This is a genomic window from Chryseobacterium nakagawai (assembly GCF_900637665.1).
GTDB classification, from domain to species: Bacteria; Bacteroidota; Bacteroidia; order Flavobacteriales; family Weeksellaceae; genus Chryseobacterium; species Chryseobacterium nakagawai.
Map to the genome: position 1 here is coordinate 5,170,119 of NZ_LR134386.1, position 16,561 is coordinate 5,186,679.

Annotated in this window: 10 protein-coding genes; 4 read left to right on the forward strand and 6 right to left on the reverse strand. The window is 36.2% G+C overall.

The window, feature by feature from the left end:
* The 5 genes from EL260_RS23480 to hutI all read right to left on the reverse strand — a co-directional run bounded on the left by EL260_RS23480 (window position 1) and on the right by hutI (window position 7,262).
* Window positions 1-1,296, reverse strand: a complete 1,296-nt coding sequence (locus EL260_RS23480; RefSeq protein WP_123857895.1) for an aldehyde dehydrogenase family protein — start codon at window positions 1,294-1,296, stop codon at window positions 1-3.
* 137 nt (window positions 1,297-1,433) lie between these two features.
* Window positions 1,434-2,357 carry a formimidoylglutamase gene (hutG, locus tag EL260_RS23485; protein ID WP_123857896.1) on the reverse strand — a complete coding sequence of 308 codons (924 nt, stop codon included), beginning with the start codon at window positions 2,355-2,357 and terminating at the stop codon, window positions 1,434-1,436.
* A 125-nt stretch (window positions 2,358-2,482) separates the two neighbouring features.
* Complete coding sequence (locus tag EL260_RS23490; protein ID WP_123857897.1) at window positions 2,483-4,498, reverse strand: BCCT family transporter; 2,016 nt, start codon at window positions 4,496-4,498, stop codon at window positions 2,483-2,485.
* Window positions 4,499-4,938: 440 nt separating this feature from the next.
* Window positions 4,939-6,015 carry a DUF695 domain-containing protein gene (locus tag EL260_RS23495; RefSeq protein WP_123857898.1) on the reverse strand — a complete coding sequence of 359 codons (1,077 nt, stop codon included), beginning with the start codon at window positions 6,013-6,015 and terminating at the stop codon, window positions 4,939-4,941.
* A 20-nt stretch (window positions 6,016-6,035) separates the two neighbouring features.
* The gene (gene hutI, locus EL260_RS23500) at window positions 6,036-7,262 is read right to left on the reverse strand and encodes an imidazolonepropionase (protein ID WP_123857899.1); all 1,227 of its coding nucleotides are present in this window, start codon (window positions 7,260-7,262) and stop codon (window positions 6,036-6,038) included.
* A 237-nt stretch (window positions 7,263-7,499) separates the two neighbouring features.
* Between hutI and ruvB the strand changes: the two genes are divergently transcribed.
* The 4 genes from ruvB to coaE are packed head-to-tail and all read left to right on the forward strand — an operon-like array spanning window position 7,500 to window position 10,699.
* Window positions 7,500-8,522: a Holliday junction branch migration DNA helicase RuvB gene (gene ruvB, locus EL260_RS23505; RefSeq protein WP_115970451.1), complete on the forward strand. Its 1,023-nt coding sequence runs from the start codon at window positions 7,500-7,502 to the stop codon at window positions 8,520-8,522.
* A 50-nt stretch (window positions 8,523-8,572) separates the two neighbouring features.
* Window positions 8,573-9,184 carry an FMN-binding negative transcriptional regulator gene (locus EL260_RS23510; RefSeq protein WP_123857900.1) on the forward strand — a complete coding sequence of 204 codons (612 nt, stop codon included), beginning with the start codon at window positions 8,573-8,575 and terminating at the stop codon, window positions 9,182-9,184.
* 12 nt (window positions 9,185-9,196) lie between these two features.
* Entirely contained in the window at window positions 9,197-10,063 is an 867-nt protein-coding gene (locus EL260_RS23515) for an MBL fold metallo-hydrolase (RefSeq protein WP_123857901.1), read from the forward strand.
* Window positions 10,064-10,072: 9 nt separating this feature from the next.
* Complete coding sequence (coaE, locus tag EL260_RS23520) at window positions 10,073-10,699, forward strand: dephospho-CoA kinase (RefSeq protein ID WP_123857902.1); 627 nt, start codon at window positions 10,073-10,075, stop codon at window positions 10,697-10,699.
* A gap of 187 nt (window positions 10,700-10,886) precedes the next feature.
* On the opposite strand, the gene EL260_RS23525 is transcribed toward coaE, so the two are convergent.
* The gene (locus EL260_RS23525) at window positions 10,887-16,052 is read right to left on the reverse strand and encodes a fibronectin type III domain-containing protein (RefSeq protein WP_123857903.1); all 5,166 of its coding nucleotides are present in this window, start codon (window positions 16,050-16,052) and stop codon (window positions 10,887-10,889) included.
* Window positions 16,053-16,561 lie beyond the last annotated feature (509 nt).

A 16,561-nucleotide genomic window follows, 5' to 3' on the forward strand; every position in this document is an offset into this window, starting at 1 on the left:
TCAATTATTACCTACAATAGTCTTCGCTGTTACAAACTCTTTTAAAGCATGTAAAGAAAGCTCTGTTCCGTATCCTGAAGCCTTTGACCCACCAAAAGGGAAACGCGGGTCAGAACTGGTCATTCTGTTGATATTAACCGTTCCTGACTCAAGGTTTTCAATAAAGAATAACTGGCGGTCTTTATCTTTGGTCCAAACCGAATTGGAAAGTCCGAAAGGAATATCGTTAGCAATTTGTAAAGCTTCATCAGCGTTTTTAGCAATCATCACCATCCCAAGAGGCCCAAAAAGTTCTTCTTTTAAGATTGGATTTCCTTCCTGAACTCTGATTAAACCAGGTTTAAATTCATTATCAGAAACTCTTTCCAGAGGAAGGATAATTTCTGCGCCATTTTCCAATGCTCTGTTAAATTGAGCTTCCAACTCATCAGCTAAGTCAGGTCTTGCCATCCCAGCTAATTTTGTTTCTTTATTCAAAGGATCTCCAATTTCATACTTCTTATATTCCTCAATGAAAATGGGTAGAAACTGATCTTCAATCTTTTCATCAATAATAAATCTTTTAGCTGCAGTACAGGTTTGTCCACAGTTCTGCAGTCTTGATTTTGCACCAGCTTTTGACGCTGACTCAAGATCTCCATCTTCAAAAATGATGAATGCATCACTTCCTCCTAATTCAAGTAAAGATTTTTTGATGTTTAAACCTGCAATAGAGGCTACTTCACCTCCAGCTTTACCACTACCGGTAAGACTTACTCCTTTTACGGCATCATGCTCAAGGATTTCTTTTACCGCTTTGTGACCTACTTCAAGATTTTGGAATACACCTTCCGGAAAACCTGCTTCTAAAAGAACTTCTTCTATTGCATTTCCACTTCCGAAACAAATTGAAGCATGTTTTAGAACCACTGTATTTCCTGCTAAGATTGCAGGGATCGCAAACCTCAACACTTGCCAGAACGGAAAATTCCAAGGCATTACTCCCAGGATAACTCCTTTCGGAGCATAATGAACTTCAGAATAGGTAAATTCGGATTCTATTTTTTCAGGTTTCAAAATGTTTTCTGCATCAGCATAATAATGCATCATTAAAGCACATTTTTCTACCTCAGCAATGGATTCCGAAATAGGTTTATTCATTTCAGTAGTAATGATCCTTCCAAATTTCTCTGAATTATTTTTTAGTATTTCTGCCGCTTTTGCAATTAGCTTCTGCTTTTCTTCAAACGGCACTTTGCGCCACACTGAAAACACGTCATCTGCTTTAATAAGCTTGTTTTCAATAAATTGTTCCATAATATAATTTCTGTTTTAAATTCAGCTAATGAATTTATGAGTGCTTTTATTTTAAAAGCACGATAAAGTCAGCAAATTCTATTCCTTAAGGGTCAATAAAAGAATGATTTTCTCTATCGGAAGAATATAGCTTTATCTTAAATCATTAGCCATTCATTCACCAGACAAGCTGCCAGCCTTGCCGTCCTGTCCTGAATATCGAACGACGGATTGACCTCTGCCACGTCCAGTGCAACCAGTTTTTTGTTTTTTAAGATATGCCTGTAAAAATGCATAAAGGTTGCATCTGCAAAGATACCATTATATGCTGAAGCTGAAACCCCCGGAGCGATAGATGCGTTAAAAACATCCATACAAATGGTGAGATAGGCATAATCCACGTTCTCCAGTACATCATCGATGCGTTGATAAATAGAAGGAAGGTTTTCAAAGAACACTTCATCGGAAAGAATATACTTCATTCCATATTGATGTGCGGTATCAAAGAGTTTCAAGGTGTTTGAGTTTCTTTGAATCCCAATGTGAAGAGAATTGATAGGGCCTTCCTGAGCAATTTGCCAGAATCCTGTTCCTGAGCTTGGCCCTACTTCTTTTTCCGGCTGTCTGTTATCAAAGTGGGCATCAATATTGATAATTCCTATTTTTTGCTCCGGAAAGGCTGTTTTAATCCCTAAATAATGAGCATAGGTCACTTCATGTCCACCACCCAGAACAAGCGATTTTCCTCCTTTTAAAAGTACTTTTGAAACATTTTTAGCCAAATTATTCTGAGCACTCTCCAGATTACCGTCTTCACAGGTAACGTTTCCAAAATCCAGCATAGAGAAATTGGGAAGAATCACCGGAAAATTAGACATATTTTTTCGGATCACGTTGGGAGCATCTTTAGCACCCTGACGGCCTTTATTCCTCCTGACTCCTTCATCCACGGCAAAACCATGCAATGCAAAATCATTCGTTACAATATTGTCGTAATTCTGTTCTTCCTTTACTCTCTGAAATAGTCTGTGGAAAAGAAGCTCTTCCCCATCTAATCTACCCTGCCAAATATTTTGAAGCATAATCCTTTAAAATTCAATTTTAGTCACATCATTCTATTCAGTAAAGCTAATTAATATTGTTTACATATAAAAACGCCTTTCATATATTACCTAAAGAATTTATTGTAAGATAAATAGCTTATTTTTTAATCTTTATTCTGATTGGCATTGCTGCTGATAAACATTTCATTTCGTTCTTCTGAAATAATTTCTAAAAACCGTTCGTAATGCTTCAGTACATCAGAAATCAGTTCATTTTTGGTAAAATACTGAACATCATAACCTTCTCTACCATCTCCAAAATAGGATCTTGGATAATGTGTTTTATTATCGTCAAGATCTGGAAGGTTCTCTTCATTCATGATATATTCAGAAACTGTTTTTATTTTATTTTCCACACCATACACGAAGTTATTAACAACACCCTGATGGATTTCGATCTCTATTCTGACAGGGCTTTCATGATGATTTATTTTAGCTTCAATTCCATTAGCTGCAAATTCCTGTTGAAGATCAATAAAAGCTTCTTTCACTTTCACATTAATAAAGCGGTCTACAGAAGCATTATCTTTAAAGGAAACAATATTTTTTAAACGTTCCTTCCAGAATTCACCAGACCATGGTACTGTGGAGGCTGAAAAATTTGTATCATAATATTTCTGGTCAATCGCTAACCCTTTCATCAAGCTCACAATGAATAAAATCACAACGATAGAAAACGGCAATGCGGTAATTAAGGTCATACTTTGAAGTGCTTTCAAGCCCCCAACATTCAACAATAAGAGAGAAAGAACAGCAAGCAATACACCCCAGAAAACGATTTGCCATTTTGGAGATTTACTAGCATTTTTAGTGGCAATACTGTTCATCACAAATATCCCAGAATCTGCTGATGTTACAAAAAAGATAAGAATGATAAGGATGACGAAGAATCCTGTAAACTCTGATAAGGGTAAATAATCCAGGAAACGGAACATTAAGGCATCCGGATCTGTTGCAAATTGGCTTAATTGCCCATTGGCAACATTTAAATCGAACCAAATAGCACTGTTTCCAAATACGGACATCCATATAAAATTGAATAATGTAGGAAGTATTAAAACTGCCAGAATAAACTCTTTGATAGTTCTTCCTTTAGAAATTCTTGCAATAAATAAACCTACGTAAGGGGACCATGAAATCCACCATGCCCAGTATAAAATAGTCCAGTCATAAAACCATGGTAATGCATTTTTCTCATAAACATGGGTATTAAAGGTAAGGTTGAAGAAGTTATTGATATAATTTCCCAGCCCTTCAGTAAAGCTACCAATCAGATAAACCGTAGGACCTAATATTAAAACAAAAAGTAAAAGACCAATTACACTGACTACATTGATATTACTTAAAATTTTCACCCCCTTCCCTACTCCTGAAATGGCGGATATAACGGAAAGAGTGACAAGAGTAACTACAATGATAATCTGATACGTAAAACTATTCTCCGGAGTAACGTGAAGAATATTTAATCCTGAACTAATCTGTACTACTCCAAAACCTAAGGTTGTTGTAATTCCGAAGAAAGTACAACATAAAGCAAAAACGTCAATGGCATTTCCCCATTTTCCGTTAATTTTATCTTTTAACAGTGGATAAAAACAGCTTCTTAATGAAAGAGGTAATCTGTAACGGTATGCAAAATAAGACAAAGAAAGTCCTACTACTCCATAAATTGCCCATGCATGAATTCCCCAATGGAAAAAAGTATAGAGCTGCGCCTGCTTAGCCCGGCTTACATAATGATTGTCTGCGAAAACTTCTGAGGAATAGTGCTGCATAGGTTCTGCCACACTGAAATAAATCAATCCGATCCCCATTCCAGCTGCAAACAACATGGAAATCCAGGAAAAGAAAGAATATTCCGGTTTACTGTCATTAGCCCCAAGCTTTATATTGGCATATTTACTGAATAACAGGTATACCAGAAAAATAACGAATAACGTTACAGACCATACATACACCCAGTTTAAGTTGACAAATATAAATTGTTTAATCTCATTCAGGATGCTTTCAGTCGGTTTTGGATACACCGCTGAAAGAAAACAGGTTCCTATAATAAATATCAAACTCGGAATAGTAACCCCTTTGTTAAAAGTAGATCTAATATTTTTAAAATTCATCATTTTTATGTTCGTTTATAATATTGACAAGTTTTCCTTGTACGGGATATAGCTGGTAAAAAAGTACTGAGAAATAATAAAATATCCAGTTTTTCCGGTGCACTTAAGAACTATAGAAAAAAAGCGTTATTTATCTAAAAATCAACGCTAATTGCAGTGCAAGATAAGAAAACTTATAGAAAATATGAAAAATATAGAAGATTTTATGATTTAATCATATTGCTTTTTAAGGTCGTTGACCAAAAGAACTTCACTTTGTTATGTATTTAAAAAGTATATGATTTCCCGCAGGTTTCACAGGTTACACAGATCATTGTAAACATTAGACTACCATGCTTTTAAAACACATAGTTTTTAACTTAGGGTTCTATGATTTTAAGGAAGGGGAGAGATAATTTTATCCATAAAAAATGTGGAAAAAAAAATTCTTCCACATTCTAATTTTAAACAGCATTATTATAGTATTTAAAATACTGCCAATATTTATCTTTAAAGATTCTGAATGAGATTTTATATTCGGGGTTGGTATCTTTTATGGTTTTAAAAACTTTAGAAATTTCTCTAAAATCTTTACCGGCAAAAAAGCTTTCCTTATTATTATCCGCTGTTTCTCTTCCTATATACAAGTATCCTTTTTCTTTTAGATCTTGAATGGTTTTATCTTCAATATCACTTAATTTTTCAAAATCTCCTTTTTCAGGAAGCCCATCATTATTCTCTCCGTTATAATAAAATTTAAGAACTGAAATCCATGGATAGGAAGCTTTTGCATCATAATTCAGTAAAGGAAGATTCATACAGGCGATAAGAGGTTTCTCATTGTCTAAAGCAGCTCTGAGAACAGAAAATTCTTCCTCCATATCAGCTCTCTTTACGCTCTTATACTTTTCTGTAAATTCTCTTTCTCTCCACGACAAAAAATCTTTCAATTTTTCTATAGGAACAAGTTCTTTTGTGGCCTTATCTTTTCCTACAACAGTAAATGTATCAATCTGTGTGGCAAAATTTAATTCCCCTAAAAAATTATCTAAAAAAATACAGACTCCTGTTGTGATAGCCTCTTTGTTTTCAACATTCCCATCGTAAATAAAGACAAGATCAATCTCATCAGGATATTCTTCCTGTTCATTGGAATAGAAAAAAATATTATCCTTTGTAAATTTGTAATCTCCCATTGTGACATTTACACTCTTTATATCCATTGCCGGTTTTAAAGCAGTAAACTTCCAATGATTGAGCTGAGGGGCAGCATTAATAAGTTCTTCAATAAAAACAATATTCATGATCTCTCCATCTGCTGTAAGAACTAATTCTGCCGTAGAATCATCACTCATTCCGGTCAGAAAATAATATCCTTCATTGATTTGACTGAGCATGGGAGCAATAAGGTCAAAAAAATCTTTTTCAATAGTTTCCCGACTATGGCTTTTAACGACTTCATAAAAGTCTTTTTCTTTTGTTAAAAACCAATCCCAAAAGCCTTTATAATTAAGCTCTTTTTCCAATTGCTTTTCTTCCATTTGAATTAATCTTTTATATTCTAGTCAACTAGCTCTCCATCAATATAAACGTGTTCAGCGCTCAGGCTTCCCTGATTATAAAGAACATTCTGGAAATTATTGGTTTTAAAAGTCACAAAATCGGCTTTTTTACCTGTTTCAAGTTTTCCTCTATCTTCCAAATTAAGGGCATAAGCAGCCCGATAAGTCATTCCGGCTAATACCTCAGCTGTTGTCAGCTTTTGGAAAGTCGCTAAAATAGATGCTTGCGTGATTAAGTTCCCCATTGGGGCTGATCCCGGATTCCAGTCACTTGCGATCGCTACTATGGCTCCTGCATCCAATAATTTTCTTGCCGGTGTGAATTTTTCCCCCAAGCCTAAGCTTGCTCCCGGAAGGGCTGTTGCAACAGTATCAGATTGTGCAAGGAAGTCTATATCTTCATCAATGGTTGCCTCCAAATGATCTGCTGATTTTGCTCCCACTTCTACTGCAATTCTTGAACTTCCTGGTGTAAACTGGTCGGCATGAACCGTAATTTCAAAACCTAAATCTTTAGTTTTAAGTAAAAATTCTTTACTTTCTTCAGGCTGGAACGCTGATTTTTCAATAAAGATATCAACACGATTTGCCAAATTCTCTTCTTTTACTTTTGGAAGAATCTCAGTAAGGATATAGTCCAGATATTCCGGATTGCTTCCTTCGAAATCCCTTGGCTTTAAATGAGCCGAAAGACAGGTAGGAACCAATGTTGCTTTTGTAGATTCCTGTGCCTTTTTAATCATTCGAAGCATCTTCAGCTCGTTGGCTACATCCAATCCATAACCGCTTTTAATCTCAATGGTTGTAATTCCAAGATCAACAAGGAACTTGATTCTTTCTAATAATGTTTTTAGTAATTCTTCTTCTGAAGCATTTCTTGTATGCTGTACGGAGCTCCAGATTCCGCCACCACTTTCCGCGATCTCCAGGTAAGTTTTTCCCGCGTTACGCATGGCAAAGTCATTGGCACGGTTTCCTCCGAAGCAGATATGAGTATGCGAATCTACAAAGGCTGGAAGAACCACCTGTTCTCCTTCAATGATTTCTATTTCTATTGTTGGATTTTCATTTTTTAACGTCTCAAAATCACCAATTCTCTGAATGGTCTCATTTTCAACGATTATTCCTCCATTCACAATAATTTCTAATTGTTCGTCAGTAAGTTTTCCTCTTAATGGAAGATTGGCAAGTGTTACAACCTGCTTAAATGGGCCTATTAATTTCATTTATTTAGGTTAAAGGTTAGAAAATGAATGATCTTTATCTGCGCAAACTACATGTCCAATAAAATCAATCAAATTTTAATTTTCCTCTCAAAAATACTTAAAATATATCAATTCTGTTCTTAGTCTTTGTCTAAACCTCAGCCTTAATCTCAATCTCAGTTTCAAATTCACCTTTTCTCAATCTTCATTTCAATCTTAGTCTAAATTTGTTATCTTTGAGGTAAATGAAATGAATTAATGCCAGATTTTTTACATCCAGATAAGGAAAACTACTCACGAGAGGAGTTAATGCAGGAAGAACAAATTCGCCCCCAAAGCTTTAAAGATTTTGCGGGACAGAGAAAAACGCTGGAAAATCTTGAGGTTTTTGTGACTGCTGCCAAGAGACGTGGCGGTGCACTAGATCATGTGCTTTTGCATGGTCCGCCAGGGTTGGGAAAAACAACTTTAGCTAATATTATTGCTAATGAACTTGGGGTAAACTGTAAGATTACTTCCGGTCCTGTATTGGATAAACCGGGAAGTTTAGCCGGATTACTGACTAATCTAGAAGAAAATGATGTTCTTTTCATTGATGAAATTCACCGTCTTTCTCCTGTTGTAGAAGAATACTTATATTCTGCAATGGAGGATTACAAAATTGATATCATGTTGGAAACTGGCCCCAACGCAAGAAGTGTACAAATCGGGCTGAATCCTTTTACTCTTGTGGGAGCAACCACCAGAAGCGGAATGCTGACTAAACCTATGCTTGCTAGATTTGGTATTCAAAGCAGGTTGGAATACTACTCTATTGAACTTTTATCTATGATTATTCAGAGAAGTGCAAGAGTGTTGGGTGTAGTGATCTATGAAGACGCCGCTATTGAAATTGCCAGAAGAAGCCGTGGAACTCCAAGAATTGCGAACGCATTATTAAGAAGAGTTCGTGATTTTGCTGAAATTAAAGGAAACGGTGAAATCGAGATCAACATTACCAAATATGCTCTAAATTCTTTAAATGTAGATGAGTTTGGATTGGATGAAATGGATAATAAAATCATGCGTGTCATGATTGAAAACTTTAAGGGAAAACCTGTGGGAATTTCTGCTTTAGCAACCTCTATTGGAGAAAATCCTGAAACCTTGGAAGAGGTTTATGAACCATTTTTAATTCAGGAAGGTTTTATCATCAGAACACCCAGAGGTAGAGAGGTTACTGATAAAGCGTATCAGCATTTAAGCATTTCAAGACCTAAAAATCCGGGAGAGCTTTTTTAGTTTAAAGTTCAACGTTTTTGTTTAAAATTTAAAAGAATAATTGCTAATTTATGTTTGTTCCTAAATTGTACAGAAGTGAAGATATGGATGTGATGAAAGAAATTATCAAAGAAAATTCCTTTGCGTTACTCATCTCTTCTGTTGATAAGATCCGTGCAACACATTCCATGATGATGCTGAATGAAAATGATCCGGAAAATTCTTATATTGAAACTCATATTTCCAGAGCTAATCCGCAGGCAAAAATCCTGAAAAACGGCGATGACGTGTTGTGTGATTTCTTAGGGGCTCATACTTATATTTCCAGCAGCTGGTATGACCATACCAACGTTTCCACCTGGAACTATGAAGCGGTACAGATCTATGGAAAAGTGGCATTAATGAATCCGGATGAACTGTATATACATTTGGATAAATTAACCTCAAAATATGAGCAGTTTCAGCAATGTCCTATGATGGTAAAAGATATGGGAAGAGAATTTGTAGAAAAGGAAATGAAGGGAGCTTTTGGAATTAAAGTAATTCCAACAGAAATATTTATCAAACAAAAACTATCTCAGAACAGAAAAGAGAATGATTTTAACACGATCATTTCGCATCTGGAACAATCGGATAAAGATGCCCGGAAAATTGCTGAGAAAATGAAATTAATAAAGAAATAAATCAAAATATATATGAAGTTATATCCAATACAATGTGGAAAATTTAAATTGGACGGCGGTGCTATGTTTGGTGTCGTCCCAAAGAGTCTGTGGGAAAAAACTAACCCAGCAGACGAAAAAAACTTAATTGAACTGGGAACCCGCTCCCTGCTTATAGAAGATGGAAAAAAACTAATCCTTGTAGACTGTGGCCTAGGCAATAAACAGGATGATAAATTTTTTGGACACTATTCTCTTTGGGGAGATGATACTTTGGATAAAAATTTAAAAAAATATGGTTTTGTAAAGGAAGATATTACAGATGTATTCCTTACCCACCTTCACTTTGACCACTGTGGTGGCGCTATAGAGTGGAATGATGACAAAACAGGATACAGACCTGCTTTTAAAAATGCACACTTCTGGACGAATGAAAACCACTGGCAATGGGCAACTGAGCCTAACGCAAGGGAAAAAGCAAGCTTTCTGAAGGAAAATATCATGCCTATGCAGGAAAGCGGGCAGCTGAACTTTTTACCTCTCCCTACTACAGGAAATTATGGGTTTGCACCAGACTTGAAAATGGATGTTATCTTTGTAGACGGACATACGGAAAAACAAATGCTTCCAGTCATTCAATATCAGGAAAAAACGATTGTTTTTGCTGCTGATCTTATCCCTACTGCTGGGCACATTAATCAGGTATATGTAATGGGATATGATACCAGACCTCTTTTAACACTTGAGGAAAAAGGAAAATTCCTTAAACAATGTGTTGATAATGAGTATTTATTATTCTTTGAACATGATGCTCACAATGAGCTGGCTAGTCTTACAATGACTGAAAAAGGCGTAAGACTTGGTGAAACGTTCAGCTTTAATGATGTTTTTGGGTATTAATTTTTAATTATGGAAGAATTACATTCAGAGGGCCAACAGGCCGAGCCACCCGCACCCAAGATCATTGGTTTAACCGGGGGAATTGGTTCAGGAAAAACTACAGTTGCTAAGTTTATTGAAGAATTTGGTTTTCCGGTTTATTATTCTGATGACCGGGCAAAAGATATTGTCAATGACAGTGAAGAGCTGAAAATTAAAATCAAGGAACTTCTAGGCGAAGAATCTTATGATGAAAATGGGTTATATGACAGAAAGTTTGTAGCAGATAAGGTTTTCAATAATAAAGACCTTCTTCAGCACCTAAATGAGATTATTCATCCTGCAGTACGTATTGATTTTGAGCAATGGGTAAAGCAGCAGACCAAATATCTGGTTTTTAAAGAAACAGCGTTATTATTTGAGCTAAGGCTTAACAGACAATGTTATAAGTCTCTTTTGGTAACAGCAGAGGATAATATCCGAATTAAAAGAGTAATGGACAGAGATAACAAAACCTATCGTGAAGTGGAGGCAGTTATGGAAAAGCAAATGCCTGAAAGGGATAAAATTAAAATGGCAGATTGCATCATTTATAATAATACCAATCTGGAAGAATTAAAAGAACAGACTGAAAAAGTCATCTTTGCTATTGAATAAAAAACGCTTAGAACTTTTACTCCTTTTTAAATATAAAAAGCCCTCATTTCTGAGGGCTTTTTCAATATCCATTATATATCATCTTACAATGGATAAATAACAAATCCAAATATTGTAAAGTGGATCACTGAACAAAAAAAATAAGCCTTCATTTCTGAAGGCTTATTCTATTTGAAATTTAAATTATTTATTCTTTAATAAATTTCTTTTGAGCAGTATTACCATTGTCATCAATATCTATTACGTACACTCCATTAATCAATTTCGTTACATTAATTTCGTTATTTAATAGAATACCTTCTACTATGATCTGCCCTGCAGCATTGTAAATTTTATATTTAGCTCTTTTGCTAATATTCTTCACATACAATATTGAACTTACTGGGTTAGGATAGATCAAGATATCTTTCTGGTTAATTGGATTAGCTACTCCCGGTTTAGAAATTCTTACCGTATAGTCCTCAACTTCTCCATTCTTAACATTCATACAGCTTACAGGAACACCATCTCTTTCCATTGCCACTCTCATCACAACATATTTGTAATCTGTTGTACTTACAAAAGCATCTGCCGGTACATTAAATTTACCTGATACAGGAGTTGTTGTGTTTGGAGATGAAGTGAATATTTTTTCATAAATATCAAATTCACCATTTCTATCGAAGTCGATCCAAACTGCAATTCCTTCATTATAAGTTTTTCCTAACCATTTTTTCTCGATGATAATTTCATTATCTGTCGATCCCTGAATTAACTCGATAAACGCTTTAGGAACTCCTGTATAATCTGTATAGGTTGATCCTTTTGACTCATTCTCCATTTTATCTTTTCCATTTGGAATAACAGTTACCTTGGAAATATATTCTCCAGTTGAGCTTTCTGACTTCATCTTACAGTAAATTACTGTAGGTGTTGTAAAATAGTAAGGAGGAGTATAATTTCCTGGTTTACCACTACAAATATTGACTACCTGCATTTCATACTTCGTCATTTCTACAAGGCCATTCAATATAACCGTGTTAACCGCTGTAGGAACTTCTGTCCAACTTGGAATTCCTACTTTTCTGTATCTAAGAAGATATGTTGCTCCTGGATATGCATCCCATGTAATTTCTGCAGTAGTAGGTAATAGTTGAGTAATTGTCAATCCTGGAGGTGGAATTTCACATATTCTCACCGTTGTAAACACTTTAGAATTTGAGAAATTATTCCAAGTGGTTTCACCAGCACACTGATTAGCAATCTGAACCTCGTAAGTAACAAACGAATCAAGATTATTTAACACATATGTATTAGGTGAACTTGAAAGAGGAATTTCTGGTTCCCAAGCTGTGGCCCCTACTTTTCTCCATCTCATTTTATATGTTGCACTTATTACTACTGGATTCCAAGTAATCAAAGCACTTGTTGGAGTAATATTGCTTACGGTTACTGTTGGAGGTGTAGGATCACATCTCGTTGAGAATGTCTTAATTGCAGTAGCTGTACCTGTAGTACCTCCACAAACAGCAGCCACTTCCACTTCATAAGTTGTTGCCGGGCTTAATCCAGTAAGTGTAAGTGGAACGTTACCTAATACTGCAGAAGCATATACTTGCGTCCATGTACCAGTTCCTGCTACTCTGTATCTTACAAGGTAAGTTACCGTATTAGCACCACCAGCTAAATTAACAATAGCTGTTGTATGGGTTATCATAGTAAAGGTCGGTGCATTTGGCATCGCATTACTACACGGTCTGATTCTTACTGCATAATCTTCAACTTCCCCATCAATAGCATTGGCACATGCTGTAGGAATAGTTGTACCTGTTGAACGTTTCAATACGACTCTCATCGTAGTTGTATACGGTCCTATATAAGCAGGAGGTGCATTAGGAACATTAAACAGGCTGGTAACCGGTGTAGTAGTACTAGCTGCAGAAGCAAGAATTCTTTCAGAAGTATCAAACTGTCCGTTTCTGTCAAAGTCAATCCAAACGGCCACTGCGTCATTACCTGTTGATCCTGTCCATCCTTTTGCAACAAGAATTTTATTGTCGATAGACCCTGCATCTAAAGTAATAAGAGTTGCCGGGGTTGTATAGCTTGTATATGAATTCTGAACAGTAGTATTGCTCATAGGCGGCACTCCTGAATTAGCAGATGTAACGGTAACATTTGAAATATGATCGTTATCTCCACTACCTGTTACAGGACAATATTGCAGTGGTAATGTCGTAAATTGTACTGAGCTTGAGAAAGCTCCAAAAGTAGTAGTACATTTCGTTGATACCTGTACTTCATATTTGGTTTGCTCTTTCAAAGGAGGAGTTGCAGGTGTAGTGTATATATTCCCTGGTGCAGGAACAGCAGCAACGGTTGTCCAAGTAGGAGTTCCAACCTCTCTATATCTTAATTGATATGTAGCACCTGTAGAAGCTAACCATGAGAACGTAGCACTCGTATCTGTAATATTTGAAACCGTTATGTTTGTTGGCGGATTCGTTGTACATACTGGCTCGTCAATTAGTCTTACAGCATAGTCTTCTACTTCCCCTACATTATATGTTCCAAATGATGAACATGGAGCATTAACAGTACCATCCATCATTACGACGCGCATACGAGTAAGAAGAGTACCATCATAAGTAGCAATATTAGGTGGAAGTTCTATTTTGAAACCAGCTGCTACAGTTCCCACAGGGTTTGTAGTACTGCTAGTAGCGTTCACTACTCTTTCAGTTGGTTCAAAAATTCCATTTCTATTTAGGTCAATCCATACTCCCACTCCATAACTAGATGTACTTCCAGGCCAGAATTTTGTAATACTAATTTTATTACCTGATGTACCTCTAATCAGAGTAACTAATCTTGTAGGATCAGTAGAATAATCTTTATATCCATCATATCCTGAACTACTTACCATTAAAGGTCCATTTGTAGGAGTAACAGTCACTTTACCAATATATCCACTTGGCGTACCTGTAGGAGGTACGTTAGGACAGTAAGTCAGAGCTAACGTTGTAAACTGAGTACTTGTAGAATATGCTCCCTGAGTACCGCTACAGATTGTTGCAATCTGAACTTCATACAGAGTTCCATCTATCAAATTATATAATGGCCAACTGCTTGTTAATGGAGCTGTAATATCAATTACTTTCCAAGCTCCACCTGCTGCTGGTCTGTATTGTAATTTATAAGTAGCTCCTATTGCAGGCGTCCATGAAACGATAGCTGTACTTGCTGTAATACTATTTACTTTAATATTAGTAGGAGGTGCAGTTGTACAGGCTACTAATTCTATACCTTTCAGAACAATCTGTGGAATGTTGGCCTGCTTAGTACCCGATGGCGGAGAAGCAGGATCAGGATTAGTACCATCACTAATATATTGTAATCCTCTTTCAGGCGTTCCTCCGGCAAAAGCTCCCCAATTAGCATATGGAGTTGAAGAATAGGCTGGTGCATTTTCATCTACCGCCACTACAATATTACTTGTTCCGTCCCAAAGCAAAGGAGTTGTTAATGGTATAGTTACCCAAGTCCCTGCCGTCATTGTAGGTAAAATTCCTGACCAAACCGGTTTCAATGAAGAGATTGGTACCCAGCTTGAGGTTGTTGCAAAATTATTCTGTGTAGTATTCCCCATATAAACTACCCACTCATTGTATTTACTCTGATCAGGAGCAGGATTATCTACATAGAATTTAAGTTCAGTAATGAATTTATTTTGCCCAACAGCTGCTGACACTTCGGAAGCTTTATAAATTTGCTGAGAATAATTATATCCCCAGTTTGAATTTACTGGAAGTTGAGTACTCTTACCACTACCAGATCCTATTTGCCCTAATTGAAATTGAGGTCCTGGAGTCCAAGCACTTCTATCTGTAGAAGTACAAACCGCTCTTACCCACCAATAATAAGTAGTTCCCGCAACTAGTGGAGATAACGGTATAGAGGTTCCTGAAGTAATAGCACCTTGTGTAGTAGGATTATTTGTAGGAGCTATACCAGTGGTATTGTAATACACTTCATATCCTCCTGCAGGGGCAGAAGGTGATGCTGGCCAGGTAACAACGGCACTGTTAGATGTCATTGACATTATTGAACCGGCTGTTGTTGCACCTGCTGCAAGAGGAACTGGCAGACATGTAGGTGGTGTTGCAAAAGATTTTGGAATAATATTCCAAGTACTTTGATCTGTTGCACTACATCTTGCTCTTACCCATACATAATAAGTTGTATCAGGAAGTAAAGGACTTAATGTTGCCGTTGTTCCTGTTGGAACATTTTGCGATGGCAAAGTAGTACCATTAGGTGCAGCACCTGTGGTATTGTAATAAATATCATATCCTTCCGCCGGGGTATAACCAAATGAAGTCCAGTTAATCACCCCAGTTGTTGGTGTAATCGTTCCCGTTGTGATTGTTCCAGAAGTAGGCATCGCCGGGCATGTTGCCGGTGTAGCAAATGATAATGGTGTAGACCATTCACTTTGTTCTGTTGCACTACATTTCGCTCTTACCCAAACATAATAGGTTGTCAATGGAGTTAATGGTCCGATAGTCGCAGTTGGCGCACCTGGTGGAACAGTTAAATTAGGTGTTGATCCTGCTACTGGCGGTACATTCGTTGTATTATAAAATACGTCATATCCCGCTGCCGGAGCAGGTACGTACGCAGTCCAATTGATTACAGCATTTGTTGCGGTAACCGCTCCTGTACTTATTGATCCTCCCGGAGGCATAGGTAAACATGCGGGTGGTGTACCGAAAGTCATCTGAATATTTGGTCTGTTACTGGTAACTGTTCCGGTTTTAGTCGTAGGAGGCGTACTATCCTGCTCAATATACATGTGTCCTGATGTAACACTAGAGTAAGCAATCTTTGCTCCTGTACTAAATGATCCAGAACCACCATAATTGGTTTCAACAAGTACCATTAGGTTGTCTATTCCATTATAAGTATAAGGAAGCTGTAACGGAACAGTATACCATCCTATAGGTATAAGGCCTACACTTCCACTATATAACAATGTAGCTCCGGTAGTTAAAGTATTCCAGCTTTGCGCTGTCATAGTGGTTGTAGTTCCTACCGGTTTTATATAAACCTTTACCGGCATTCCAATATTGGAAACTCCGGTAGAATTCCATCCCAGGGATAGAATACTTCCTGTAGTTCCAATTTCAGCTGCCGTGTAAATAGATGCAGAACGTTCAAACCCCCAAGTAGCTCCTAAAGGATACTTTTGGGTAGACGTTCCGGTACCAATTGTAATGGTTTGAGCCTGTATGGACAATCCGATGACCATACAGAGCAATGCAATGAGCACCTTAAAAGGTCGGCTCATTTTACAGAGTAAAAGTCCACTCATATTTTTTAAATTTAATAATGATAACGATAATTAAGAATTATAGTATTTCGCATTTTATGAGGTTGATTCACAATTCTGAAACCTCATTATTTACAGAAAATCTGTAGTAAAAAGAATAATTTTATCTCATAAGCTAATATTTTATTATTTACACAAATCTAATGATTTTTTCATTATAATATATCTATTAAAATGTTTTTTTGAAAAAGTTAAGCAACATTATCCTATATAATTGAAAATAAAAAATAAATCAAAATAACACATATTCACCATCATTTAGCATCATTATTAATCTTTAATGAATTTTATATCTTCTAAAATATTATTATTTTTTATAGCAATAGTTCGTTTTAATTTTAACGTTTAATACTCATTTATATTATTATTACTAATCCATTATTTTTACGATTTAATCTACCACATCATATATTACAAACATTTTTCACGATAAAACTTTACAATATTTACGATACCGTTTATGAGATTAAAATAAATTCTGAGATTGCGAT